The following is a 22793-nucleotide window of genomic DNA, read 5'->3' as shown; positions in this document are numbered from 1 at the left end:
TCAGATAGCTAAAGCCTTCCCAAGAATAATTAGTAACAAAAGAAACTCTGGCTTTGATTATGAACAAGATTAACCTTTCGGCATATCAACCTATTACGGATATTCAGGACAATATCATATTTGCCAATAACGGTAATGTTGTCCTATGCTATGAAGGAACATTACCAGAAATCTATTCCTTATCAGAAAAAGACTTTGAGGATATACACGGTGCCTGGTTTCAAGCATTGAAATCGCTTCCAATAGGCACAGTGGTTCATAAACAGGATATATACCTAAAAAAAATTTATACTTCAGAAGCACTTCCGAATACGACGTTTTTAGAAAAAGCGACACACGACCATTTCAAAGGGCGTAGTTATATGGAACATCGTTGCTTTCTGTTCTTTACACTCACTAAGAATAAAGCCCTGAACAATCCAAAATATGTCAACCCTTTCCGAAAAGTTTCCAAAGGGACTGTTCAACAATTAGATGACAATGTTAAGAGCTTCATAGGTTCTGTCGGTGATTCGGTTTCTTTCATAAACAATAGTCGGAAAATGACTTTTGTTCCCCATAATGCTGGCGACATACAAAAACTTACAAATGACTACTTCAATGGTTTCAATGAGGGGTTTGATACTGATATCATATTAGATAAAAAAAGCGTCAATATCGGTGAAAACTATTTTGATGCCCTGGCCATCAATAGCGAACTGTGCTTTGGCGAAAGTGTACAGAGTAGCAAGACCAATGAGAAATTCACTTCTGACGATTTTGTATTTCATCAAGGGTTTATTGATGGTTTAGGGCTTACGCTTAATGAAAACCATATTGTCAATCAAATCCTCTATTTGGATGACAAACAGAAATGGCGTAAACTGTTGGATAAGAAAGTCGAAGAACTGAACAAGAGTTCCAACTTCGGCTCACAAAACAAAGTCGTACTTGGAAAAATTCAGCACATTCTTGACCAAATCAATGCCGATGACAATGCACGCGTTATTCGTGGCCATTTAAATATTGTGTATTGGGCTCGGGAAGCCAGAGAGCTAGATAGAATTACTTCTAAAATAAAGACTGAGTTCAAAGAGTTGGATATCATTCCATACTATCCGCGAGGCGAGGAACGCAAAAATTATATATTGAATAGTTACTGCTGTTTCTCTTCAAACTTTTCAAACAACGATTTATATGTTAGCGATTTAAAGCACGCCTTATGCCTGTTCATCAACAATACCAATTATAAGACTGATAAAACCGGAATCATCTTTAACGACCGTGAACATAATATCCCCGTTTTAAAGGATGTATGGGACGAGCGTAAGAAGCGTATCAAGGCACGCAACTTTGCCATTTTCGCCCCAACGGGTGAGGGTAAATCATTCTTGGCAAACAATATACTAAGGCAATATTTTGAAAGTAACGTCCGTCTGGTCATAATTGACCTCGGCGGATCCTACACAAAATTTGCCAAACTCTATCCTGAGAAATATACCGTGCTTCGTTATGAAAGTGGTAAAAATCTCGGAATCAATCCTTTTTATATAAGTGATACGAATGACTTGACACCTGAACGACTGGAAGATTTATCAGTCTTTCTGTTTGAACTGTTCGCATTAGATTTAAAAGTAACAAAGGCACAATCGGTTTCGGTAAAAAAGATATTACGCCACTATTACAACAATACTTTAGAAAATCATTCACTGGATGGTTTCTACAATTTTATAGAGAGGAATCAGAAAGACCTTCTGAACACCTTAAAAATCCATCCAGACTATTTCAATATTACCAGCTTTTTGCACGTAATGTCTGAATATGTCGGCGATGGTCTATATAGTTTCCTTTTTGAAGTTAGCGAAGACCTGACTTATAAAATTGAAGATAAGCGATTGATTATTTTTGAACTAGATGAAGTTAAGAACAACAAGGAAATCCTGTCTGTAATGCTCAAACTCATCAAGTCTGCCATCCAAAGAACTATTTGGAAAAACAGGGCTGAAAAGGGCATCATCTTGTTCGATGAATTTGCAAAACAACTGAAGTTTGATAACGTACTGGAAAGTGTGGAATTCTACTATCAAGCCATCCGTAAACAGAATGGTGCTATTGGTATTATCCTTCAGTCCATTAATCAGCTTCCCAACAATTCAACATCAGCTAGTATTCTTGAAAACACACAAGTCATCTATAGCCTAAACAACGAAAAAGGTTATGACGAATTGGTCAAGAGGCTCAATCTATCAAGTCACGACCTGAACCAATTAAAGTCCATCAAAAATAACCTATCCGGACCACGGAAATACACGGAAATGTTCATCAAAATAGGCAAGGAAAGCAACATTTTTAGGCTTGAAGTTCCTAAAGAAGTGTATGCAGCTTATTTAACTGATGGACAGGAAAATGAGTCCATAATGACCATTTATGAAAAGACCAATGATATGGAATTAGCTATAAAAGAATTCACATCTAAAACATAATATTATGAAATCGAAGATTCACAAATACCAAAACAAATACTCTTTAATGAGTAAAACAAAAATCAAAACAATCTTATTCGGGCTATTCTTAACAGTTGCCCTTCTATTACCCAATACTACTAACGCCCAAGGAATGCCAGTTTATGACAATACCAACTTTGTAAGCTTGGTAAAACAACTTATAGAGTCAGGAAAGCAGACAGCCGAAATGATTAAGTCTGTAAAATTCCTAAAAGATGCTAAAGACGCTATAGAAAAAGTATCTAGCGTTGTTCAACAGTTACAAGCAGTTGAGGAAATTGCACAAAACAATCAACGTCTTATCAATATAATGCAAAACGATTTACAGGACATCTTAAACTCGCCATACATAAAACCCGAGGAAGTTACACGGGTCGCAGAATCATTCGATGCCATAGTGCAAAATTCTTTGGATACGGTTGATTTTATGGGTGAAATCTTATCTAGTGATAATCTAAAGATGTCTGATGCTGAACGTGCTGAAGTGTTGAAAGAGAAAGAACAGGAGTCAAAGGAAATGGTTTCAAATATCATAACAAAGACGAAACGCTATCGTGATATTATTTCATTTAGAAAAATGCAGGATAAGATCAATAACCGAGAAACTAAGTATTAAAAGAAATGTCAATCGGATTGGAATATATCGACACCGTTTTTCAAACGATACAGAATAGTAGCTTCTCGCAATACACCATTGCAGGAATGAAAACGCTAGCTGTATTGTTCTTTCTAGTCAATATCCTTAAAAAATATAACGAAGGTATTGCGGATAAGGACGGTTACACTTGGGGGTTGAGTCCAGGGGAACTGGCTAAGAATTTTGCCATAGTTCTCCTGGTTATCTTTTCTACTCAGGTATTGGGTTTCTTTGATGGCATATTGGTTTCTATTGAAGCGCAATATCGTGGTACGGCACCTGCATTACTTCCTCTACAAATGCAAGATATACCAATAGAAGAAGACGTTAACCTAATCGATGCTGCTAAAAATGCTATGACGTTATTGTATGAAGCGTTGGTTACACCTCTTTATGGATTCAAAATACTAGCTTTTATTATTGGCATTATACTATGGATTTTGGACCTGTTCATATATCCCTTATTTCTCGCTGAACGTTTTTTCCTATTGGGTATCATGCAGGCCTTTTTTCCATTGATCATAAGCCTTGCTGTTTTTGAAAAGTTCCGTTCACTTGCATACACATTTTTCAAATTGTACGCTGCGGTCTATATGTTGGTGCCGGCCTTCTTCCTTGTCAACATATTTGTAAATGCGCTCTATAATGAAATCAATACGAATTTCTGGACTAACCTGTTTGGAACAGATATTGGCCAGGGCTTTTTTGCACCTGTGGTTCAGCTTGGCTCGGTTGGATTCATTGTGTTTCTAAAGTTTAAATTATATAAGCGCGCCACATCATTTACCCTCAGATTATTTACCAGTTAAATCCAACGAAAATGAAAACACATTACAAAAACATCTATGCAGTTTTAAAGTTGAACAGATTTATCGTGTTGACAGTTGTCATTTTTGCAATGCTATCTAGCACTTTTTCGCTTTGGATGGCTTTTAAAACGAATAGGGAAGCACTTAATAGTGCCTTTGCCATAAATACTGATGGTAGTATTATTCCGCTCAAGCTCGTCACGCAAAAAGAAAATTTCAAGGTCGAGGCCTTAGCCCATTTAGACCTGTTCCACAACTATTTCTATAATATCGATGCCAGCAACTACGAACGGAATCTTGAAAAAGCTCTGTGGCTAGGTAACAGTTCTGTGGATAACCTCTATCGCCAGAAAAAAGCTGATGGTGTCTACAACCGATTACTGCAATATTCATTAGTTCAAAAAGTACTGAGCATAGATTCACAAATCGAAGAACAAAACGGAATGTATGTCTTTAGGACTGTTACCATTTTTGAAATCAATAGAGGTTCAATAATTGACACCTACGAATTGGTTTCTAGCGGAAACTTAATTCTAGTTGACAGAAACTTTCCAAACAATCCACACGGTTTGTTAATTACGGACTATTTCGAGAACACCTTAAAGAAAATAAACAACGAAAGTTGAGTCGATAATAAGCACTTAAAAACTATAATTATGAAGATAAATAAGAACAAAATCGTCTTTGCATCTGTATTAGCTGTAATTTTCATATTCCTCATTTCCTACTCTATGATGGTTATGGGCGATGACGATATTGAAAATGAGAATCTTAAACAGGTCTTAGTACCTGACTTGGACGAAAACCAAAAAGAATATGACTCAAAATTGGATGCCATCAATGATTTAAAGGAAGTGCGCGAGAATAACGCACCTAGCATATATGATGAAAAACTTTTAGACTCCACAGGTCTTTACAATCCTGATTTACCCGAACTCGAAAAAGAACGTATCGTGGATAGTATATACAATGCTAGTAGGATTCAATATTCTAAAAAGAAGTATCGAAACTTAGGACAAAAAAAAGTCGTACAAGAGCACACGCCACGAATCGACTCAGCTGAACTAAAGCGTGAACAAAAAATTCTGGCTAAGGAATTGGGGCTGGAACATCAACTGTTCTTTGCCGCTTCGCCTAAACCCAATGAAGTTTCGGTAATTGGCAACACAGATGAAACGATTTATGTAGTGGTTGATGGCGACCAGGTTGTCAAAGCGAATACCCGATTACGAATGCGGCTTACCAAATCAGCAACTATCAATGGTAAGCTTATACCAAAGAATACACCCGTTTTTGGGTTTATCAGTTTTCAACCAAATCGTGCCTTAATCGAAATTGAGAACATAAATCATCATCCTACTAAACTCAAGGCATTTGATTTATTGGATGGCAGTGAGGGCATTTATGTACAAAACAATTTTCGGGCAGAGGCTACCACGGAAGTTTTAGATGATGTTATTGGCGACATCAATATTCCTACTGTTCCTCAAGTAAGTGGAATTACACAGGTTTTCAGACGTAGTAACCGAAGTGTGAAGGTAACTGTGCTCAATAATTACAAATTAATTCTAAAACCAAAATTATGAAGTCCCTAATGGGCATTTAAAAACCACACTTATGAAAAAATATATCATCATTTTAGCTCTTGTCAATTCTGCTTTTACACCTCTCTTGTGCTTGGCACAGACTAAATCGCAAACAAATTTAGTTCTCGATACCATTTATGCAAACGACACCAAAAACGTTGCCCTGTTTTTCCCCGAACCCATACGCCAAGGCATAACCGGTTCGGATAATTTTGTATTTACTTATAATCGTGAAAAGGAACAATATTTTGGACTACTTCAGGCAAAGCCTGGTAAAAACAGTAATCTTCTGGTAGTCAGTAAAAATGGTTCAATTTTTTCGTATATTGTTAGTTATAAAAAGCAACTGTCAAAGCTCAATTATTTTATCCCATTATCGAGTAGTATTGGGAATGAAAAGCCAATAATACCTGATTCGATTCAGGTTGTTTCTACAGAAGAAAATATAGATAACAGAACTTATTACTATCAAAAATTCTGCTCCTATCTTCTTAATAGTAACCAGCGTGTTGGTCGAATTAAGAAGCGTACTCAAGGCATTGTCTTGACTATTGAAAATATTGTTTTTGATAAAGAAGAGCTCTACTTTGTTATGCGGATTGAGAATAATTCTTCAATGGATTACGATTTGAATTTTTTAAACCTCTCAATCGAAACGCGACAAAAGGGAAAAAGAAAATCATTACAGCGTTTGTACCAAGAACCTATTTACAAACATCTCTTGCTTTCAAAAATCGTGGAAGGCAAAATGGTACGATTGGTTTACGTGATGCCTAAATTCTCATTATCAAATGAGCGCAGGGTAATTTTGGAATTGAACGAGAAAGGCGGCGAGCGCAATATTGAACTTAAAATTTCACATAGATATATCAATAACCCAAATTAATAGTATTATGAAAAATTTAGTCATTTGTCTACTTGTGTCGCTCTTCATCTCCTGTTGAGGAAATAAAGATATGTCTCCTACTGAAACTGCTAAAGTTGTTGCCGAAAGTTTTTATTACGGTGATAAAGTTTCTCTAAAAAAGCATACTATTGCAGAGGGCTATGCGAATCTTTCCAGCATTCAAGAAATGTTCGTTCAGGATAAAAATTTAAAATCCGACTTCAAGATTATTGATGAAGCTATGGTTGGTGAAATAACCTAGATAAAATATTTCACAGCCTATGACCCTAAACCTGGTATTTTTAAATTGGTTAAAGAAGATGGCCAGTGGAAAGTGATTAATAAAGGGCCTAGGGAAAAAGGCTCTTTTTAAACACTATTTAAAATGGTAAAATCGAACATAAAATGCCTTATCACCAAATCATCAACGTGTTCCGATTCGTAATACTTATCGTGTAAATAATTGGTTTTAGGTTTCAAAAATTCAGACTGCCTGCTGTCTTTCTTTAAAAGTGTATTAACTCCATCCACGGTATTGTTTAAATCTCCTTCAAGAACATACCCAAGTAGGCATCCGTTTTCATATTTCTTGGAAACAAAACTGTTAATTCCAGTATCAATATAACGTCGTTTTAAGCCAGAATCTTTCTCTTTAAGGTTTTTGGCCTCCATATAGTATTCATATTCTAAGGATGAATTTATAGTTACCAATCTAAGGTCTATTCTAGGCAGTTTTGCTGCAAACCCCTTTTCCTTACCTATATCATCTTTCGGTAAATGCTGCTCAACATTCGTAACGATGCTCCACTTTAATCTTAGCGGATTTTCCTTAATGTGTTCGTGTAATTCTGAAGTAATGTCATTTTCATCCCAGTTCAGTTTGATGAACTTGGTTTCCATAGCTGAAACATAAGATTCTGTTATCAGCTGAAAGCATTTTTCTTCAAAGCCTCTTTTGAAGTTGGCAACTATTACTTTGTTTAATCCCATTTATTATACTTCATTAAGGATTTCCAGTATTAATTCTGAAGCATCCTCAATCGCCATCGATTGAGTCCAGAATCGTTTCTGATTGGGACGAACAATAAAAATCTCGTTACCTGTCTTATAGTTTAATTTTTTTCTGAAATAGATATTAGTTGCTTTCTTTTGCCATAGTTCTTTATCCAAATCCCGCAAAATGTCTTGTAAATCTACAGTAGATATTGAAACTTCCTTTTCAGAATCTCCAAACATAATTTTGATTATCATTAAAGGTGAAAAATGATTTATATTTTCATAAACAGTACAGTTAGCATATAGATTTTGGCTTTGCACGAAGTCGTTTAAATACTTTGAAATTTTTCTAGCATAATCTCGAATTTCATTTTTGTTGGTTGGACCGAGGACATATTGATGCTTCTTGATTAATAATGGAATTGTGAATTCTACAAAATTGTCTACAATTAAACTTTCATCGATTGAAAAATCAAAGCATTTAGAGATATACCTATCAATTTCCCTTTCAAACTTTTTTGAGTTAGTGTTGAAAATTTTAGATCCCTCAATTATCATCTTATCATAAATGTTAGCAAGATGATATAAGTTTTTTTTAGTCAAAGAAAATGGTAGTCTATAAACTTCATTTGGTTTGATTTCTTCTCTCTCGATTCCAATAGATGCAGAACATAAAAAAAGATAATAATAGGCAAGTTTTGAGTTTATAAAACAAGTTAATCCTTTGAGTACTTTTGAGTCTGAGTGACTAAGTCCTAAAACTTTACTGTTAAACGAACAGGCTTCATCTTCGTATGAAGCACAAATTTTCCAATTAGAAAGACCTTCCTTTATTAAAATATGTGGCGCAAAATAAGTTTTCTTTGCACCCACACGCCTAAACACGTTAATCGTGGGTAAGTCCTCAACTTGTACATCGTAATATTTAGCATATATTTCCTTTGATCTCTGAGTAAGTCCAGAATTCAAATCTGAAAATGAATGTGAAACGTAACGTCTAATATTTGAAGGGGCAATATATCTGTTTGGAATTTCGTTGTCTACTTTTGGATTCTTAGTAGAATTATTCAAAAATTGTAACCCAGAGCCTCTGTAAATTTTTTCATCCGAAATAAACTGTTCAAGACTGTCTGAAGTATTGAGTTTTTGTATTAAATTAATATCTCCTATTCCACCCCACATTGCAATTTTCCAAATTTTTGAAGTCGGTTTTTTGCATTCTTCACGAGGAAGATATTTCAAATCTGTACCATCAATGCTAACACCTTCTATCACATTGGATTTAATGTATGTCTTAGGGGCATAATAGACAATTGTATTAGATTTTTTCTTTGGTTCATTTTTTCTGTAAAATGCAATACTTATTGGTCCTGTAGCCGAACCAAATAATTGACCTCCAAAGTCTTTTGGTGCATTCCTCAATATAGAAAAGTTATATATCTTCTCAACATAGCACTCGTTGAAAAGCCACTTCCTAAAATTTTGATATGTTATCTTGGTATTGGTAAGGATTTTGGTATTGAAAATCAATGCTATTTCCCCGTTTTCAGAAAAGGTTGTCGCCTTGTGTAAAAATGGAAGAACCATTTCTTTAGCGAAGCCAAATTTATCGCTATAATCTCGAATAGATTGGGATAGGTTCTTAGTACCAAAAGGCGGATTTCCAACCACCAAATCAAAGTCTATTTGTTCTACTTCCGGATTTTGCCGAATAGTATCACTTCGAAACAGATTGTTACCTTGCTCAAACAGGGTATCATCAGTAGGGTCATTTATCAAATATGGTAAGCGATAATCCTTATTTTGCCAAATTGTTTTGGGATTTAAGTTATCCACCAAAGCCAGATAAAGGCTAAAAGCTGTTACTTTGATGGACTGAGGATGTATCTCTATACCAAAGATATTATCCGTAAGTAGTTTTTTCAATTCATTAAAGTCCGTAAGTTTTTCTCCATTGGCATTTTCGTGTCGCTTGACCAACCGTTTAAAACTTTCAACCAAAAAAATACCCGAACCACACGTTGGGTCTAATACCTTAACATTAAATTCTTTTTCCGACCTAGATATTGGTAATTTCTCATTCAATATAAGTTCAACCAGAGAGGGCGGTGTGTAAAATGTGCCTGTATCTTGCTTTAAGGCAGGGTTTATTTCAGCTAAGAAATTCTCGTAGATTTCACTCAATAATTCTATTTGAATAATACTGAAATCGAATAGGCGTAAATCTTCAAATAGATTTTGCTGAATGGAATTATCATTACCATTTATAAAACACTTTTTGATAATCAGCAAATGCTCTTTGGAAATAGATTCATTACTATCAACTGTAAAAACATTACCGTTAAAGTATTCTTCTAATTTTTGAAAAAGAGAATATGTTTTATCAGTATCGTCTAGAATGTCAAAATAAGACTTAGCTCCTTTTTTTATTTCAGAATAAAATTTTTCATCCGTTGCACCTCTGTCTTCCAAATACAAAAGAAATAGAGAGCGCATTATTATTTTATGAATAAAGTCAATTTCTAGCCCTTCTTCCTGCAATTGCTTGGCGGTATAGGTAAGGCTCTCTACAAGGTATTTATCAACCCTTCTTTGAAGACTTATCTTCTTTCTTATTTCATAGGCTTCCGCCAATGTCCATATAATACCTGTATCAATGGCAATGGTTGAAAAAAGGTTTTGAAGCTGTTTGATTTTGGTTTTGTCCTTGAACTTGTAAGACTCAATTTCGAGTGTTTTAAGCTCCTTTTTATAGTCAAAATCGTCTGATTTGATTATGAGAGGTTTTTCTGCACAGTTGTAGATACGGATTTCAGTTTCCGAATAAACGTATAGAAAAATTACCTTTTTGAAGTTCCATATTTTTTTTTGCGCCTTCGCAACCTGATGAAGCGCATGGTCATCAAATCTTTCAACCTTTTTTAAAAAAACCGCGGGGAAACTATTGTTATTTTCATCAGTACTGAAGTAAATTTCATCAATACCGAAGTCTTTGACTTGATTAATTACAACCATTTGACTATCAGAAACTTGAATAGGATCCGAAGTGACAGATACGGCTTTATCCAAACCTAAATTTTCTATTAAATTAAAATTAATCATATCGAAAGTTGTCCAAAATACTTGATAGTTAGTTATAAGCTAAATTAATTCCAAAGGTACAAATGATTTTGTGATTTTGATAATTGAAGTTTTACTATTATTTGGAAATATTCCAAAAAATTGGATAAAGCAATTACTCGTTTTATGTATAGATTCATCACTCATATTCTGACCATGATATTTTAATTAAACTAATAAAAAAGCTACTTAAAAATCGACCTAACTTCCTCATAAACCCTCTCAAATTTCGCCGCTAAATCAGCCTGAGAAAATTGCTTCGATTCCTTTGGCAACTCTCGTTTAATGTTAGCCAATTTAAACTGAACTTTCTTATCGTTGCCATCAGCATAAGTAATAAACTCACCTTGTTTTAATCTGAAAAAAACGTCAGATCTTATCTTTGGAATTTCCTTTTCTCCAGTCGTAATACGTGTATCAAAATCGAGATTATGCCCACGACTAATACTTTTCGTCGGGTTTTTAATAATTTCAAAAAAGCGTTCATAGTATTTTGCAGTATCCGGGTCGTTTACCTTTCCAAAAAACTGATAGGACAAATTGCTTAAAATCGCCTTACTTGCCTTGTCGCCATACATCATATCGTTTTGGATTTTGTCCTGCATTACATAAATAGTGGCGATATCATAGCTCCGTAAGGTCGCTGGAATACGGTGCATATTCAAAAGGCGTATAGTCGGTGCTTCTTCCATCAACAAAAACGAAGGTCTGGAATTACGCACACTCATTTGTTTTGTAATAGTGTGAACAATGGTTGCAATTACGGGCGAATATGATGTCTCATATTTTGGATTGTTCACTACGGAAATGATGGCAGGATTATCTTCGCTATTGATATTCAAAGGCACTTCATCTGCAGAGAGAGCCATAAATATACGTTGTGTACTAATGCGCTTTAGTGCATTGGCCAAGGTACTTTTGACACCAGCAGTTTGCCTGTCAGAATCCTTGCCACTTATAAAAGCATCTGCCATTGCTCTCGATGTAGTATTGGTTTCCAAAAACTGAATAAGGCTGTCCGTGTCCAATAACTGATAAATTGCTATCAAATGTGGTAGCGTGCAGTATTTGGGATAGTCGGTTTTCAATTTCCAAATCAAACCACCTATCAATCCTTCGGCCGCGTCGTTAAAAAATTTTGTAGTACCTGTTGTTCCAGATTCTCGTTGCTCCAAAAGATTTTCAATCAATACCCTTGACACCTCGTTTACACTTTCCTCGTTCTCTATATAGCGAGGTGCAATAGGATTTACCCGATGGATAATTTTATCGAAGGAAATGACCTTAAACGGAATATCACTATCCTTAAACAATGGGTATGCCATTTCAGTAAGTTCAAAATCCTTGTAGTCGTGAATAATTCCACAAAAATTCTCTTTACGGAAATGCTTTAGAAATCCATATACGACACTTTCAGTTTTTCCGCTTCCGGCGGATCCGATGACGGATGCGCCACGTTTAATATTATCCAGTTTGAAGTTTCCTTTATTAGTAGAAAAACTGACTTGGTATTTAGTATTTCCATTTTGTTTGTCTTCAGATTTATGCAGAAAAACATACATTCCTGTATTAATTAGCATTAGCGGACACACCAAATACAACAATACCAATACTAATTGATTCCCTTCAGAAATATAAAATAAGAGAAATAAAAGCATTGCTATATTCAAAAGAAACGCATACTTGCTTATCCGAAATATCGCATAAAAAACAGTACTGGCAAAACCAATAATTGAAAATGTTGTTATGAGATTATCTATCTGCATTCCAATTAGATTCCGATGGAACTTGATTTTATGGCTACTTCTGCACCGTGTCTTAGGCGCTTGAAAACCCGAAGTGCAATTTGTGCTTGGCTTAAAGGGATGTTAGGTGGTAAGGGCAATCCGGTTCTATTCATCATTTTAAAAGCCAATGCTTTTTCATTAGCAGGTAATTTCATCAAGGCAGCAAAGTAGAGCTTGGGATTTTTCACAAAATCCTTCCGTGCCTTGTACGTCTCAGCGAAGTTGCGCTTATAGCCAAAAGTCTTGTCAAATGTTTTTTCTGCGTTCTCAAAGAATTTATCCCTGTCAAAACCACGCTTGACATTCTTACCGTGCATTTCAACTTCAGAAGCTTTGTGCTTACTCCCTGGAGAAAGGCTGACCGAATTGGAAGCATCCTTTCTACTCACGATGATATGAATGTGGCTTTGGTTCCCGTCTTTTACCATTCCCTGAACTATACGTTTTCCATTTTGCCGATGTGGTGCCTGACTTTCCAATCTGGCAATTTTGGTTCTCATCTTTTTAATATTCCCTTCAGCTCGTCCTTCCTCTATATTTCGGATTTCCGTTTTGAGTTGCAATATTTTGGTAGCAAAAGGCTGGTTCTCTCTTATCTGCTTGTCCGTTCCTTTAAAGGTTCGTTGATGTTCAATTTTAGCGAAGTATTTTATATCGTTTATTGTAATCGGCCGTCCATTGATTTCCCGATTGAAGCTGGTAACATAATCCTTCATCAGTTCTCTGGTGTATCGTTTTAAATCTTGGCTATTGTTCTGTAATTTTCTCAATTCGTATTTTGAAGGACTGACCGTAATCGAATAAAACTTGGGTTCTGTCTTTTTTAATTTTGCTGTGTTTCCGTCAATTTCTTTGACTACTTCTTCAGCCGAAATTTCATCGCCATACTGATTGAAAAAATGTTCCATATCCTGCTGTTCCAAACCTTCATTTTCCTTCTCTAAATACTCGACAAAATCAGCTGAACTTTGTGAATAATTGTTACCCAGTTTTTGAGGTGTTATTGTTATGTACATAGCTCAAAAAATTAGAGTTGATTACTTGAACTTTGCTTTTCACAAAAGCGTACTTCTTTCTTTTCTTCTGCATACTTCTTTTCTATAATAAGCGGTTTCTTGATTGACTCTTCCGTTTCAAAAAGGGATTGAATCATAGCTACAGTTGGTTTGGTTTGCGTCTTTTCAACATCCCTCATTATGGCGATAATAGCATTAATTCTTTTTAAAAGTTTGGCCTCTATAGTTCGCCCTGTCGGGCCTAACTTTTCCTTTGGCGAAATTTCGTTATAGAAGAAAAAATCGAGCATCGTGGCCATTGCCTCGGTGTGCGATTTGAAGTAAGTGCGTGAGAAAGTTTGGAAACGTTTTGCAGTTTCTTTTTTGAATCTAATTCCAGTAAATGAGTCCATATTTTGCCGATTTGTCGCAAAATCTCCCCTAAAAATGGACGTTCTCAGCCCGTTTGTCGCAAATCTTTGATTGTTAGGAAACCATAACAAACTTAATTAACTGATTTACAGTTTGTTAAAAGCAGAAAGGAATCTGAAACATCGCGAAGCGTGTTACCCTCTTGCTATTCCTTTTCGTCCCGCTCGCGGGACAAAAATCCATACAATCCGGCTAAAAAGCCGATTGCCTTTTTTAAGGAAAATGATTTTCCGATATGTTATTTTTCGATGTGTAAGGGTATCGGCGAAAGTCAAAATTGGATAACCTTACTTTAGTTTGCGTGCTGAATTTCAGCAATGTAAAGATACATTTTTTTTTCTTGAATCCGATTTGAATTACATACAAAAACACCTCTGAAAAATCAGAGGTGTTGGATTTAAAAATTAACTAAATTATATATTGAACACATATTTATAGGTATATAAATTACGTATCGCTTCTTCCTCAATCATTGTTTCAAAACAGGTATAATTTTCCTTTACGTATTTGCGGATAGCATCCCCAAATTTTCGTTCCACATCTTTTTTAGAAATTTCTAAAAGTCGGTTTTGAGCCTCTTCGCTCAAGTCCGTAAAATTGAGATATACCATAGTCTTTTTCTTTATAAAATTCCGTTATCTGAAAAACTATAGTAATCGCCATTGGGCGCAAAAATCAAATGGTCTAACAATCGAATATCAAAAACAGATGCAGCTTTCTTGATTTTGTTAGTCAATTCTATATCTGCTCTACTCGGTTCCAATTTACCGCTTGGATGATTATGTGCTAATATCAAACCTACCGAAAGTGATTTTAATACAGTTGCAAATAGTATGCGCATATCCACTAAAGTTCCTACAATTCCACCTTGTGAAATTTGGCAAATACCTTTCACTTTATTACTGTTATTTAAGAGTACAATTTTAAACGTCTCTTGTAATTCCATTGTACGTTTATCCCAATTTTGAAAAAGGACTTCCGCAGCTTGTGCAGAAGACGAAACCTGAATCCAATCTTTGGATTTTAGACCGCCTTTATAACTTATTTTTATTTCGTTAACTTGTGCTTTCATTGTGCATTTAATTAAAGTGTGAATGAAAAAAAGAGGGCGGATCTTTCGACGGTTACGCCCTCTTTCATTTTAGGTTTACTTATCTCCCTTGCTTCCAAGTAATAGGATTTCATCAGCTACAACTTCCGTAACATAGCGTTGTTCGTTATCATCAGTTGTGTAGCTTCGGGATTTTAGTTTTCCTGATATTCCAACTTCTTTTCCTTTTTCCACGTACTTCTCTACAATTTCAGCAGTCTTGCCCCAAGCTACAATTGTATGCCAATTCGTATCTGTCTGCTTTTCGCCTTTGCTGTCTTTGTAATACTCATTTGTGGCGAGTGAAAAACGGGCTACTTTCTTTCCGTTTTCAAGGTTCGTAATGGTTGGTTCTTGTCCAACGTTTCCAATTAACTGTACGTGATTTTTAATAGTACTCATAATAAAAGATTTAAAGATTAATAATTCCCTTTTCAATTCAACTGTGATTAAATTTTAAGGGGTGTTTGTTCTTTTCTTTCGTGCACCGCACAATGGATAGAGTGGGTTTTGTCAAGACTTTTAGTGTAAAATCAGGTGTGTTTGCGACGTAGTAAATTCCTTGGAATTTCAAGGAAGTAGAAGCCTTATTTTTCACTAAAACTCGTATAGTCTTGACAAGTTCCATAAGGGCATTAGCAGTTCTTTTAAACGCAGTTGCGTTTGAGCGTACCGACAGTTAAGCGAAACAAGTAGCTGTGATTAAACTAGAATTGGTTATGTCGTGCCTGTTTTTCGACGACCCGAAAAACAATAAAGGCTTTATCCATTATAAACCCCTTAAAATGTGTAAGACAGCAATTTGGTTTTTAAGAATTTTCGAGGAAGCACTCAAGAAGGACTTACCGTAAATTCTGTTAAGAAAACCGAAGTGATGGCTTTCCGATGAAAGGCGGACTTAATTCACAATTTTGGCTAAGTAATGTAATGTTCCTTCCCAGCGTATCGGGAAGGGTCAGCGGAGTGGAAAGCTAAAATTGGGGATTGTGTCCAAGATATTTGTAGTGAAGCTCTTTTCTCGGAATGAAGTGTTTCCTGCCTTTTCGGCAGGAAGGAACTAAATAAAGGGAAATGTGCTGAGTGGTTAACAATACTAAATCCTCCTTTTCCAGTTACATTCATTGGTATGGATTTCTAATCTTAATTTTTATCTTCTCTTTTAGGTATCAGTTCTTCTACATCTGATAGTTCGTTTACGATTCCCTGTTCCTTTAATGAGTTTTCAATATTGATTTGAACAACATTAGCATTGGCTTTCCAAACAACTTCCGTAATAAAAGCAATGGTGAGTTGTACTTTTAAATCGGTAGCAAAATCTATGTTGGAATTTTTCCATTTGTCCCTATGTTTAGAATTACCATCTTGTGTTAAGTCGATTAAAGAGCCGTAAATTTTTCTATCTTCATCTAATATCCCTAGTTGGTGTTCTTTTTGTTCATCAACATCAAGGTCCTTATGTTTTAGAATAGGCAAATCAGCTTTTGGTAAAACGAACAGTACATTTTTAAGGCCTGTAGATGGAATACTAATAATTTTATCCTCAATTTTATTAAAATCATCTATCCCATAGATATTTAGATTCATTGCTATAATCACATCTCTTTCTGCATCAAAACCTAATCTTTCAATTCCTTTTACCAAGTCATCTTTACGAAGAAGATACCTTTTTTTTCTAGCTGATAGAAATGCGTTTGGAATGTAATAATTAATGTTCTGGTACACTATCTGTTGGGATAATATAGTGTCCGCATTAAGATGCGGGATATCTCCGGATGTAAACGCAGATTTCTGAAACAGATTCATTGTACCATTTACACCGAAGGAAATAGTAGGTTGCCCATCAAAATTTTCAGCAGAATTCTGGATACTATCAAAATTTTCTAATGCTTTTACAATGGCTTCTTTAGAATTGACTAGAAAATCCCATTCTTTATCATAGTCAATATCTGCATTTAATCTTGCATCTTCAATAGCTTTTTCAATGGATATTTCGAGAACATCTATAAATTTTGATGACTTCGCCTTTAGTTTCTTTATCTCTTTCTTCTTCATATTATATTGTCTTTAAGAGATTTTTATCTTTCAATACTTTTTTCAAACAGAACCTGAAATAATTTATGGATTCTTGCCAACGTAATAATTCCAATACTTCGGTCTGAGGTAAGGTAGGTTGCGCAGTGAAGTTATCGTAGGTATTATATTCGGTTAATTTAAATTGTCTTAAAAAGAGCAGTGCTAAATATTGGCATATGTAAAAAGTAACGCGCCTTCTGTTCCCTAAATTATCCAATCCTGGGAAAGGATATGATAAATCAATAGGATAATATCCTCTACCAAATTCATCCTTGAAACTACTAAACCAAGTAAAAATCTCTGTCATATTATTAGGTAACAGAACATATTTTGGTGGCTGATGCTGTGTATATGTAAACAGCGTTTTAATAGCCTCATAGTTTTTCTGATAAATCAATAAACCGCCTAATGCCAAGTGGAACTCAAAAAAACGTTTTCTTTCGTTATCCCTTTTATCTATTAATGACTGGTTATCGTATGTGTGGGTTTCAAAGTTGTAGTTAGTGCCATACACGCGTTGTAATCCAAAACTAAAATATTGATGTGCCGTACCCCAATAGTTCCCCACAAATTTGGCATTGTTTGATATGAGTACAACATTTCGCCAAAGCTCCTTGTAGGTTTCGTTAGAGATTGGTGTTTCAAATATGCCTTGCCCCATCAGCCATATACCACTTACAACAAAATATTCAAGACTTTGCAAGTCTTCATTTCTACCCTTAGCAACTTCCCTGATGATTTCCCTTATGCCATTATGAAATTCGTGATTAAACTCAACTTTAAAGTTTTCAAATCCATCAGGTTTCTCTTCTTCTCTAGGCCTTATGAAGTTTGCACGGTAATTGTTAAATTCTTCTGTGTAGAACGTAACTAATGTTTCTTCCAAACCCTTATCCTGTGTTCTGATAGCGAATATCGCCAGTTCATTGATGATTTTGAAATAGAATTTGTCATCTTCGTCTTTCTCCAGCTTTCGGTATTTGGAAATAATATAGGTAAGCAAACGTGTGGACTTACCATTATAGAGTGATACTTTATCTAACCAAATAATAAAAACCACAACCAATGCAATTGTTGATAGCAATACTAAGATTCTAGCTGAGTTTTGCATACACCAGTAATCCTTCCAAAAAAGAGGTTCGAGGTCTAATATTAGGAATATAAATGATCCGATTGTAAGGAATAAAACCCACTCAAAAACTGTTATTCTTCTTGATCTTCCTGGTAGTATTCCAAGAAATTTGGTCTGTGGAAATTCACTTTCAAAAGCATTGGCCAAATAGTTTGATGAAAACTTATAACCAATATTGGATATTTTGTCTACGATAATAGGGTATGCTATACCCAAAATTGCAATATCGATAGCGACACAAATTTCTATGATATATTTAAATTCCATTCACGTTAATTTACTAATAATTCTACCGTCTTATACCAATAATAAAATATGGATTTATCCGGTTGTCGCTTTAATCTGTTCAAAAATGCCCAATCTGGATGTTTTATGGCCAGTTTGCTGGTATCCTGATTCTTATAATATTCTATTTCAACTAATTCCTCTTGTAGCAGTATGGCATTCAAATAAGCGACTCTGGCTGATGCTGACAATGCTTCTTCAATTCTAAAATTTCCTGTCATCAAAAATGCACTGCCAAAACTTCGTATGCCGGAACTTAAATCCGCAAATTTCTTTTTTGCTTCAGTAGTTAGATTGCGCTCTCGTCGTGCAATAATTGCACAGGTATTTATAGAATCCCACAGCACATCTTTATCACTGAGATTCCTTTTACTAAAATTAGCATCCGAACTGCGATAAGATAGTTCTGCTTTCGCGAAAGCAGAAAAACTTTTTTTCACTGTGGCCATATCCGTAATACTTTCAAATAGTTTTGACAAGTCAAACAATTGTTTACAGATTTCCATTGCAAACAGCTGGTCTTGTTTATAGTAGGGAATACCTATAGTTTCTGGCGCAAATGCAGTTAGCTTATCACCACATATGGCATTAATGGATGGTGTCATTACCGTTGTTACTATTCCATCAACAGAGAGCCAAGGTGTTTCAATTAGTGATTCGATAAGTTCTGGGTAGTGTGGACTATCAAAAAGAATGTCTAATAGAATAGTTCCTGGCACATTTGGGTTATACACCGACTGAAACTCGAATGTGTAATGTGCCTTTGGCACACCTTCTTTATAGCTTCTACGTTGGTTCAATACGTGTTTTGTAAAATGTGAATTGGCTATTACCGTATCTAATATTGCCTCTAATTCTTTACGCTCGATACTCGAAATAATATCGATATCGATTGAAAATCGATTACCTTCATTTAGCAAGAGCACAAGTGATGTACCACCTTTGAACACAAAATCAAGTCCGGCTAATTTTAAATGTTCCAACAGGGACAATGCGTGAACCATTTTTTCTAAAATAGTAACGTTAATGGACTTATGTTCTTTTTTTGAACGAAAGTTATCCAGCCATTCCTTTGTAAAACTTTTTTTATCAATCATATGGTATATCTTCTAAGAAATCTGGAATGTGGTTACTTATAAATTGTTTGATTTCCTGTTCTTTTTTACGTCGTTTTGCATAGCTGAACATCTTGGTAAAATTGATGCTGTACCTGTCTATGATATTTTCATAGATATGTACCATTTCAGGACCTTGGTAAAAATGAAAGAGGTTTTCATCTGCAAATAGGTCAACCATTATCTTTTCTAGTGTGGCTATGTCTACAACGTCCTTCTTGTTTTTTATTTTTTGAATGGGTGCCCTGGTCACCAAACGCTTAATAACAACTGGCACATTACTTTCTGAAATGTAAAACTGAATTTCCTTCTCATCTGGATTTAGGAAAAAATCCATTCTCAGATTATCATTAAGGTAATAATAGAATGAATCTATAAACTCTTTTTCTACCTCGACAATAATTATTTGATTGGAAGTTTGGTGTTGGGTAAACTCATTAAGCCATTGGGTTTCCCAGATTGCATATTTTATATCCTCAAAACGCTCGTTGGTCTTGCGAGCGATTTTATAAATGTTATCAGACAGGACGGCTTTATACTTAGGCTTATAGGAAATAACATATAGCCCACGTCCTATTGTTTTAATGATATCCTTTTTTTTAAGGTCATAGATTCGCCAACCAAACGTATTCTCTTTGAGGTCTGGTTCAAAATCGAGATAAAAGTCATATAGTTCACCCCTATTGAATGAACTACGGTTCTTAAAGGCTTCTATGAGTCTATTTTCTATAATTTTTGGCATAATTAAAAATCAAAACATTGCCAAAAATACAAAAAAGTGGTAAATATTTGAAAACAAATTATTGCCACTATCAAAATTAAGTGGTAAAATTTTGATTAATGATTATTAAAGTGATTACTGGTCAGAGTTCAATATTGACAGAAATTCCAAAGATTTTGATTGTATTTTTTCAATAACAATCTTGTCTTTATCGGTCTCAAGCAATGCCCAGTATTTTTGTTCGTTCCAAATATGTTCTCGTTGTAAACCAGAACCCAATTGTGTGATAAAACCCCAAAACCACAAATCATCCCAAATTTCCATCTGCTCAGATGAATAGATTTGTTGTAAAACGGAATTGATGTTATCAAAATTCCATTTTTCTGATGAATCAAGTTTATAAAAGATTGCTTCAATCACCGTATCTACAGGCAAAAAGAATTTTTCGCTGGAATCTATCTCTTGTGGGGCATCATTCCATATTCGTAATGATTGGTCGTAACTACCCCTATGAATGTGGTAAATGGTCTTTGTAAACAATGCAGATGTCTTTTTTCCCCAACCATCTTGTTTCAACAGTGCATTAAACAGCAGTTCGTAATTACATTCTTCGCACTCTTTTTCTGTGAGAAACTCAACAAAATTGCGAAAGCCTGTTAAGAGATGCTGGTTGGTATATATCTTTTGAAAAAAATCTGAGAGCCTGTTTATATTTGGTCTGCTTTGTGTATTTACGATATGATGTAGAAGGGAATATACTTTTTCTTGCGTACTGCTATATGGCGACAAAAAACGGTAATATGATTTTGTCTGTACAGTATGGTTAAATTCACGGTTCTTTTCCAAGAATTTGAATATGCTGTCTAATGATTTAGTTAAAGAGTGGTTCAAATTTAAGTGTGTGAATCAAGTTGAACAGTTCCATTGGCACTTACCCAGTAATGACTAATTCCTATTTTATTTAGCTCTGGAATTATCCCATCGATTGCTCTTCTAATTTGCTCGTCCTCTGGGTGGGCAATAGCTATTGTCGCTTCAGGATGTGCGACTTTGGTTTCGAGGCATTTTATTATAGCCTTTCCCAAATGTGATTTAATTTGGCCTGAATTAAAAAATGGGCGTTTCTTAGTGGGTGAATCGTTATGCGCTTTCGCACCTTTTACTTCTACGAATAGCTTCCTATTATTTTTTACCGCAACAATATCATAACCTCTAGTTTGTCCCAAGCAGAAACTTTCTATTGCGTAGCCTTGTTGTACCAAAAAAGGCATCAATAATTCAATAGTTCTATTTTCAGTAAGCTTTTCCACAACTATAGTTAATAATGCACAATATACTTTATTATTTGTTTCCGCCTAAAAGTTGAAAATTAAAAAGAAAAAATCCAGTTTAGATAGGTACTGGATAAACCTCTAAATCTATGCCAGGGCATAGACTTCATCAAAGAGTTTCTTGTCCAACCGCTCTTGTTGGCCAAAGCTTTTCTTTAACGTGTTGTGCAATACTGCGTTGAAGGCGTTATAACCTAACCATAAATTCGGTTCTTCATTGAGCAATAAGGCCTCATAGTTTAGAGTTTCTATGACTTCACGCGACTTCTTCGATGGGTCGCTGTTCTTGTCGCTACATTCATAGCGGAACAACTTCGTTCTATCCAATATCGCCTTTACAAATTCCTTGGTGTCGATGATTTTAAATTCCTTCATCTTGTCGAATTTCTTGGTGATGGTGTAGAACTCGTTATCCAGAAATTTATCAAACAGATTATTCAACCTTGGCATTATTAGGTCTGTATTATTCTTACTGTGCTTAATCGAAAACTCGATTTCAGCCTGTGAGACGTGAAGACCATTGGAACATACTTTTCGGTAAAAACCAAAGTGGCCAGAGGTCTTTTCGCTTCCATCATATGAATTCTTGAACCGAAGCATCGGCAGTATCAAATCCTTATCATTCTTGACCGTAAACTGGCTTTTGTCGTCAATGATAAAGTCGGTAATGAACGACCTATCGATTTTGTTGATAGTACGTTTGTGGTAGTTCAGTCCAGCATCAATCAACATTTCTTCTGCTTTCTTAAAAAACAGTTGGTTTGGGATGTGGCCGTAGCTGTTCGATACCACATTGACAATTTTTCCATTTGAAATGATGACGTTTTCAAGTCCACGTCGAGATTCCATCTGCGTTAAGGTTTTTAAGGATTTCATTTCTGATGGAACAAAAATTTCATCCTGTTGTAAATTTTGTAAATACATAGCTTCTGAATTTAAGGTTAAACATTTTGTGATAGAAGAGCATAATACTCTGGATGCTTTTCTCTGTAGTAGGCTAGATGACTTTCGGCACCTTCAATCTTGTAATTTTCTTTACTAGATTGATAATGTGCCTCGGTTTCTTGGGCTGAAATCTTCACCTTTGTTGATACTTGTTTCATAATGTTGAAATTTTAGTTAAACAATATTTGAGCAGTACCCAAACGGAAGCTAAAATCACAGCTCAAAAGGAAACGGAATAAATCAGAAATGGATGCGAGCAACGGCTTTATGCCGTAGTCTTTTGATGGGTGCATTTTACGAGTTTACCTTTGCACCGATATTGATTGACTTTTTTCTTAATACCCATTTAATGTTATAAAAAAGAAAAAGG

Annotated in this window: 23 protein-coding genes; 7 read left to right on the top strand and 16 right to left on the bottom strand. The window is 35.2% G+C overall.

What is annotated here, in order from left to right; translation table 11 throughout:
• Positions 1–59: 59 nt before the first annotated feature.
• From ACN0WY_RS04515 to ACN0WY_RS04485, 7 genes are all read left to right on the top strand, one after another.
• On the top strand, positions 60–2462 hold the full coding sequence (locus ACN0WY_RS04515) for a TraG family conjugative transposon ATPase (RefSeq protein WP_159612874.1): 2403 nt from the start codon (positions 60–62) through the stop codon (positions 2460–2462).
• A gap of 4 nt (positions 2463–2466) precedes the next feature.
• Positions 2467–3099, top strand: coding sequence for a conjugal transfer protein (locus ACN0WY_RS04510; protein WP_159612876.1), 633 nt, complete (start codon positions 2467–2469; stop codon positions 3097–3099).
• A gap of 5 nt (positions 3100–3104) precedes the next feature.
• Positions 3105–3929, top strand: a complete 825-nt coding sequence (locus ACN0WY_RS04505; protein WP_159612878.1) for a hypothetical protein — start codon at positions 3105–3107, stop codon at positions 3927–3929.
• 11 nt (positions 3930–3940) lie between these two features.
• Positions 3941–4555 carry a conjugal transfer protein TraK gene (locus ACN0WY_RS04500; protein WP_159612880.1) on the top strand — a complete coding sequence of 205 codons (615 nt, stop codon included), beginning with the start codon at positions 3941–3943 and terminating at the stop codon, positions 4553–4555.
• A 30-nt stretch (positions 4556–4585) separates the two neighbouring features.
• Positions 4586–5515 carry a conjugative transposon protein TraM gene (gene traM / locus ACN0WY_RS04495; RefSeq protein ID WP_159612882.1) on the top strand — a complete coding sequence of 310 codons (930 nt, stop codon included), beginning with the start codon at positions 4586–4588 and terminating at the stop codon, positions 5513–5515.
• Between the two features lie 31 nt (positions 5516–5546).
• Positions 5547–6401 carry a DUF4138 domain-containing protein gene (locus ACN0WY_RS04490; protein ID WP_159612884.1) on the top strand — a complete coding sequence of 285 codons (855 nt, stop codon included), beginning with the start codon at positions 5547–5549 and terminating at the stop codon, positions 6399–6401.
• Between the two features lie 70 nt (positions 6402–6471).
• Entirely contained in the window at positions 6472–6663 is a 192-nt protein-coding gene (locus ACN0WY_RS04485; RefSeq protein WP_239178624.1) for a hypothetical protein, read from the top strand.
• Positions 6664–6770: 107 nt separating this feature from the next.
• Here the strand turns inward: ACN0WY_RS04485 and ACN0WY_RS04480 are convergent, their stop codons facing one another.
• The 16 genes from ACN0WY_RS04480 to ACN0WY_RS04405 form a co-directional block, all read right to left on the bottom strand.
• Positions 6771–7391 (bottom strand): hypothetical protein, encoded by a 621-nt coding sequence (locus ACN0WY_RS04480; protein ID WP_159612886.1) that lies wholly within the window; start codon positions 7389–7391, stop codon positions 6771–6773.
• Between the two features lie 3 nt (positions 7392–7394).
• Entirely contained in the window at positions 7395–10499 is a 3105-nt protein-coding gene (locus tag ACN0WY_RS04475) for an HsdM family class I SAM-dependent methyltransferase (protein WP_239178621.1), read from the bottom strand.
• 203 nt (positions 10500–10702) lie between these two features.
• Positions 10703–12283, bottom strand: a complete 1581-nt coding sequence (locus ACN0WY_RS04470; protein ID WP_159612890.1) for a type IV secretory system conjugative DNA transfer family protein — start codon at positions 12281–12283, stop codon at positions 10703–10705.
• A gap of 5 nt (positions 12284–12288) precedes the next feature.
• A complete protein-coding gene (gene mobB, locus ACN0WY_RS04465) occupies positions 12289–13320 on the bottom strand; it encodes a MobB family relaxase (protein WP_239178619.1) in 1032 nt (343 codons plus the stop codon).
• Between the two features lie 11 nt (positions 13321–13331).
• A complete protein-coding gene (locus tag ACN0WY_RS04460; protein ID WP_159612894.1) occupies positions 13332–13712 on the bottom strand; it encodes a BfmA/BtgA family mobilization protein in 381 nt (126 codons plus the stop codon).
• 432 nt (positions 13713–14144) lie between these two features.
• The gene (locus ACN0WY_RS04455) at positions 14145–14342 is read right to left on the bottom strand and encodes a hypothetical protein (RefSeq protein WP_159612896.1); all 198 of its coding nucleotides are present in this window, start codon (positions 14340–14342) and stop codon (positions 14145–14147) included.
• 11 nt (positions 14343–14353) lie between these two features.
• Complete coding sequence (locus ACN0WY_RS04450) at positions 14354–14803, bottom strand: JAB domain-containing protein (protein WP_159612898.1); 450 nt, start codon at positions 14801–14803, stop codon at positions 14354–14356.
• 75 nt (positions 14804–14878) lie between these two features.
• A complete protein-coding gene (locus tag ACN0WY_RS04445) occupies positions 14879–15223 on the bottom strand; it encodes a single-stranded DNA-binding protein (RefSeq protein WP_159612900.1) in 345 nt (114 codons plus the stop codon).
• A 738-nt stretch (positions 15224–15961) separates the two neighbouring features.
• Complete coding sequence (locus tag ACN0WY_RS04440) at positions 15962–16873, bottom strand: hypothetical protein (protein WP_159612902.1); 912 nt, start codon at positions 16871–16873, stop codon at positions 15962–15964.
• 1 nt (position 16874) lies between these two features.
• The gene (locus ACN0WY_RS04435; protein WP_159612904.1) at positions 16875–18293 is read right to left on the bottom strand and encodes a hypothetical protein; all 1419 of its coding nucleotides are present in this window, start codon (positions 18291–18293) and stop codon (positions 16875–16877) included.
• Positions 18294–18298: 5 nt separating this feature from the next.
• Positions 18299–19408, bottom strand: coding sequence for a nucleotidyl transferase AbiEii/AbiGii toxin family protein (locus ACN0WY_RS04430; protein WP_159612906.1), 1110 nt, complete (start codon positions 19406–19408; stop codon positions 18299–18301).
• Entirely contained in the window at positions 19401–20168 is a 768-nt protein-coding gene (locus ACN0WY_RS04425; RefSeq protein ID WP_159612908.1) for a DUF6577 family protein, read from the bottom strand. Before ACN0WY_RS04425 ends, ACN0WY_RS04430 begins: the two co-directional genes overlap by 8 nt.
• Before the next feature lie 114 nt (positions 20169–20282).
• Positions 20283–20993, bottom strand: coding sequence for a hypothetical protein (locus tag ACN0WY_RS04420; protein ID WP_159612910.1), 711 nt, complete (start codon positions 20991–20993; stop codon positions 20283–20285).
• Between the two features lie 47 nt (positions 20994–21040).
• Positions 21041–21457 (bottom strand): hypothetical protein, encoded by a 417-nt coding sequence (locus ACN0WY_RS04415; protein WP_159612912.1) that lies wholly within the window; start codon positions 21455–21457, stop codon positions 21041–21043.
• Positions 21458–21565: 108 nt separating this feature from the next.
• On the bottom strand, positions 21566–22402 hold the full coding sequence (locus ACN0WY_RS04410) for a DUF932 domain-containing protein (protein WP_159612914.1): 837 nt from the start codon (positions 22400–22402) through the stop codon (positions 21566–21568).
• Between the two features lie 17 nt (positions 22403–22419).
• A complete protein-coding gene (locus tag ACN0WY_RS04405) occupies positions 22420–22581 on the bottom strand; it encodes a hypothetical protein (protein ID WP_159612916.1) in 162 nt (53 codons plus the stop codon).
• Between the last annotated feature and the right edge of the window lie 212 nt (positions 22582–22793).

Source organism: Tenacibaculum sp. (assembly GCF_048269885.1).
Taxonomy (GTDB): Bacteria; Bacteroidota; Bacteroidia; order Flavobacteriales; family Flavobacteriaceae; genus Polaribacter.
Note: the sequence above shows the minus strand (reverse complement) of the source record. Positions and strands in the feature narration are given on the sequence as shown.

Bases quoted from the DNA above. Each gene is read 5' to 3' on its own strand.
- ACN0WY_RS04500 (WP_159612880.1), top strand. From the start codon at position 3,941: ATGAAAACACATTACAAAAACATCTATGCAGTTTTAAAGTTGAACAGA.
- ACN0WY_RS04510 (WP_159612876.1), top strand. From the start codon at position 2,467: ATGAAATCGAAGATTCACAAATACCAAAACAAATACTCTTTAATGAGT.
- ACN0WY_RS04450 (WP_159612898.1), bottom strand. From the start codon at position 14,803: ATGAAAGCACAAGTTAACGAAATAAAAATAAGTTATAAAGGCGGTCTA.
- ACN0WY_RS04440 (WP_159612902.1), bottom strand. From the start codon at position 16,873: ATGAAGAAGAAAGAGATAAAGAAACTAAAGGCGAAGTCATCAAAATTT.
- traM (WP_159612882.1), top strand. From the start codon at position 4,586: ATGAAGATAAATAAGAACAAAATCGTCTTTGCATCTGTATTAGCTGTA.
- ACN0WY_RS04435 (WP_159612904.1), bottom strand. From the start codon at position 18,293: ATGGAATTTAAATATATCATAGAAATTTGTGTCGCTATCGATATTGCA.
- mobB (WP_239178619.1), bottom strand. From the start codon at position 13,320: ATGTACATAACAATAACACCTCAAAAACTGGGTAACAATTATTCACAA.
- ACN0WY_RS04405 (WP_159612916.1), bottom strand. From the start codon at position 22,581: ATGAAACAAGTATCAACAAAGGTGAAGATTTCAGCCCAAGAAACCGAG.
- ACN0WY_RS04445 (WP_159612900.1), bottom strand. From the start codon at position 15,223: ATGAGTACTATTAAAAATCACGTACAGTTAATTGGAAACGTTGGACAA.
- ACN0WY_RS04430 (WP_159612906.1), bottom strand. From the start codon at position 19,408: ATGATTGATAAAAAAAGTTTTACAAAGGAATGGCTGGATAACTTTCGT.
- ACN0WY_RS04515 (WP_159612874.1), top strand. From the start codon at position 60: ATGAACAAGATTAACCTTTCGGCATATCAACCTATTACGGATATTCAG.
- ACN0WY_RS04485 (WP_239178624.1), top strand. From the start codon at position 6,472: ATGTCTCCTACTGAAACTGCTAAAGTTGTTGCCGAAAGTTTTTATTAC.
- ACN0WY_RS04505 (WP_159612878.1), top strand. From the start codon at position 3,105: ATGTCAATCGGATTGGAATATATCGACACCGTTTTTCAAACGATACAG.
- ACN0WY_RS04425 (WP_159612908.1), bottom strand. From the start codon at position 20,168: ATGCCAAAAATTATAGAAAATAGACTCATAGAAGCCTTTAAGAACCGT.
- ACN0WY_RS04490 (WP_159612884.1), top strand. From the start codon at position 5,547: ATGAAAAAATATATCATCATTTTAGCTCTTGTCAATTCTGCTTTTACA.
- ACN0WY_RS04475 (WP_239178621.1), bottom strand. From the start codon at position 10,499: ATGATTAATTTTAATTTAATAGAAAATTTAGGTTTGGATAAAGCCGTA.
- ACN0WY_RS04455 (WP_159612896.1), bottom strand. From the start codon at position 14,342: ATGGTATATCTCAATTTTACGGACTTGAGCGAAGAGGCTCAAAACCGA.
- ACN0WY_RS04470 (WP_159612890.1), bottom strand. From the start codon at position 12,283: ATGCAGATAGATAATCTCATAACAACATTTTCAATTATTGGTTTTGCC.
- ACN0WY_RS04460 (WP_159612894.1), bottom strand. From the start codon at position 13,712: ATGGACTCATTTACTGGAATTAGATTCAAAAAAGAAACTGCAAAACGT.
- ACN0WY_RS04410 (WP_159612914.1), bottom strand. From the start codon at position 22,402: ATGTATTTACAAAATTTACAACAGGATGAAATTTTTGTTCCATCAGAA.
- ACN0WY_RS04480 (WP_159612886.1), bottom strand. From the start codon at position 7,391: ATGGGATTAAACAAAGTAATAGTTGCCAACTTCAAAAGAGGCTTTGAA.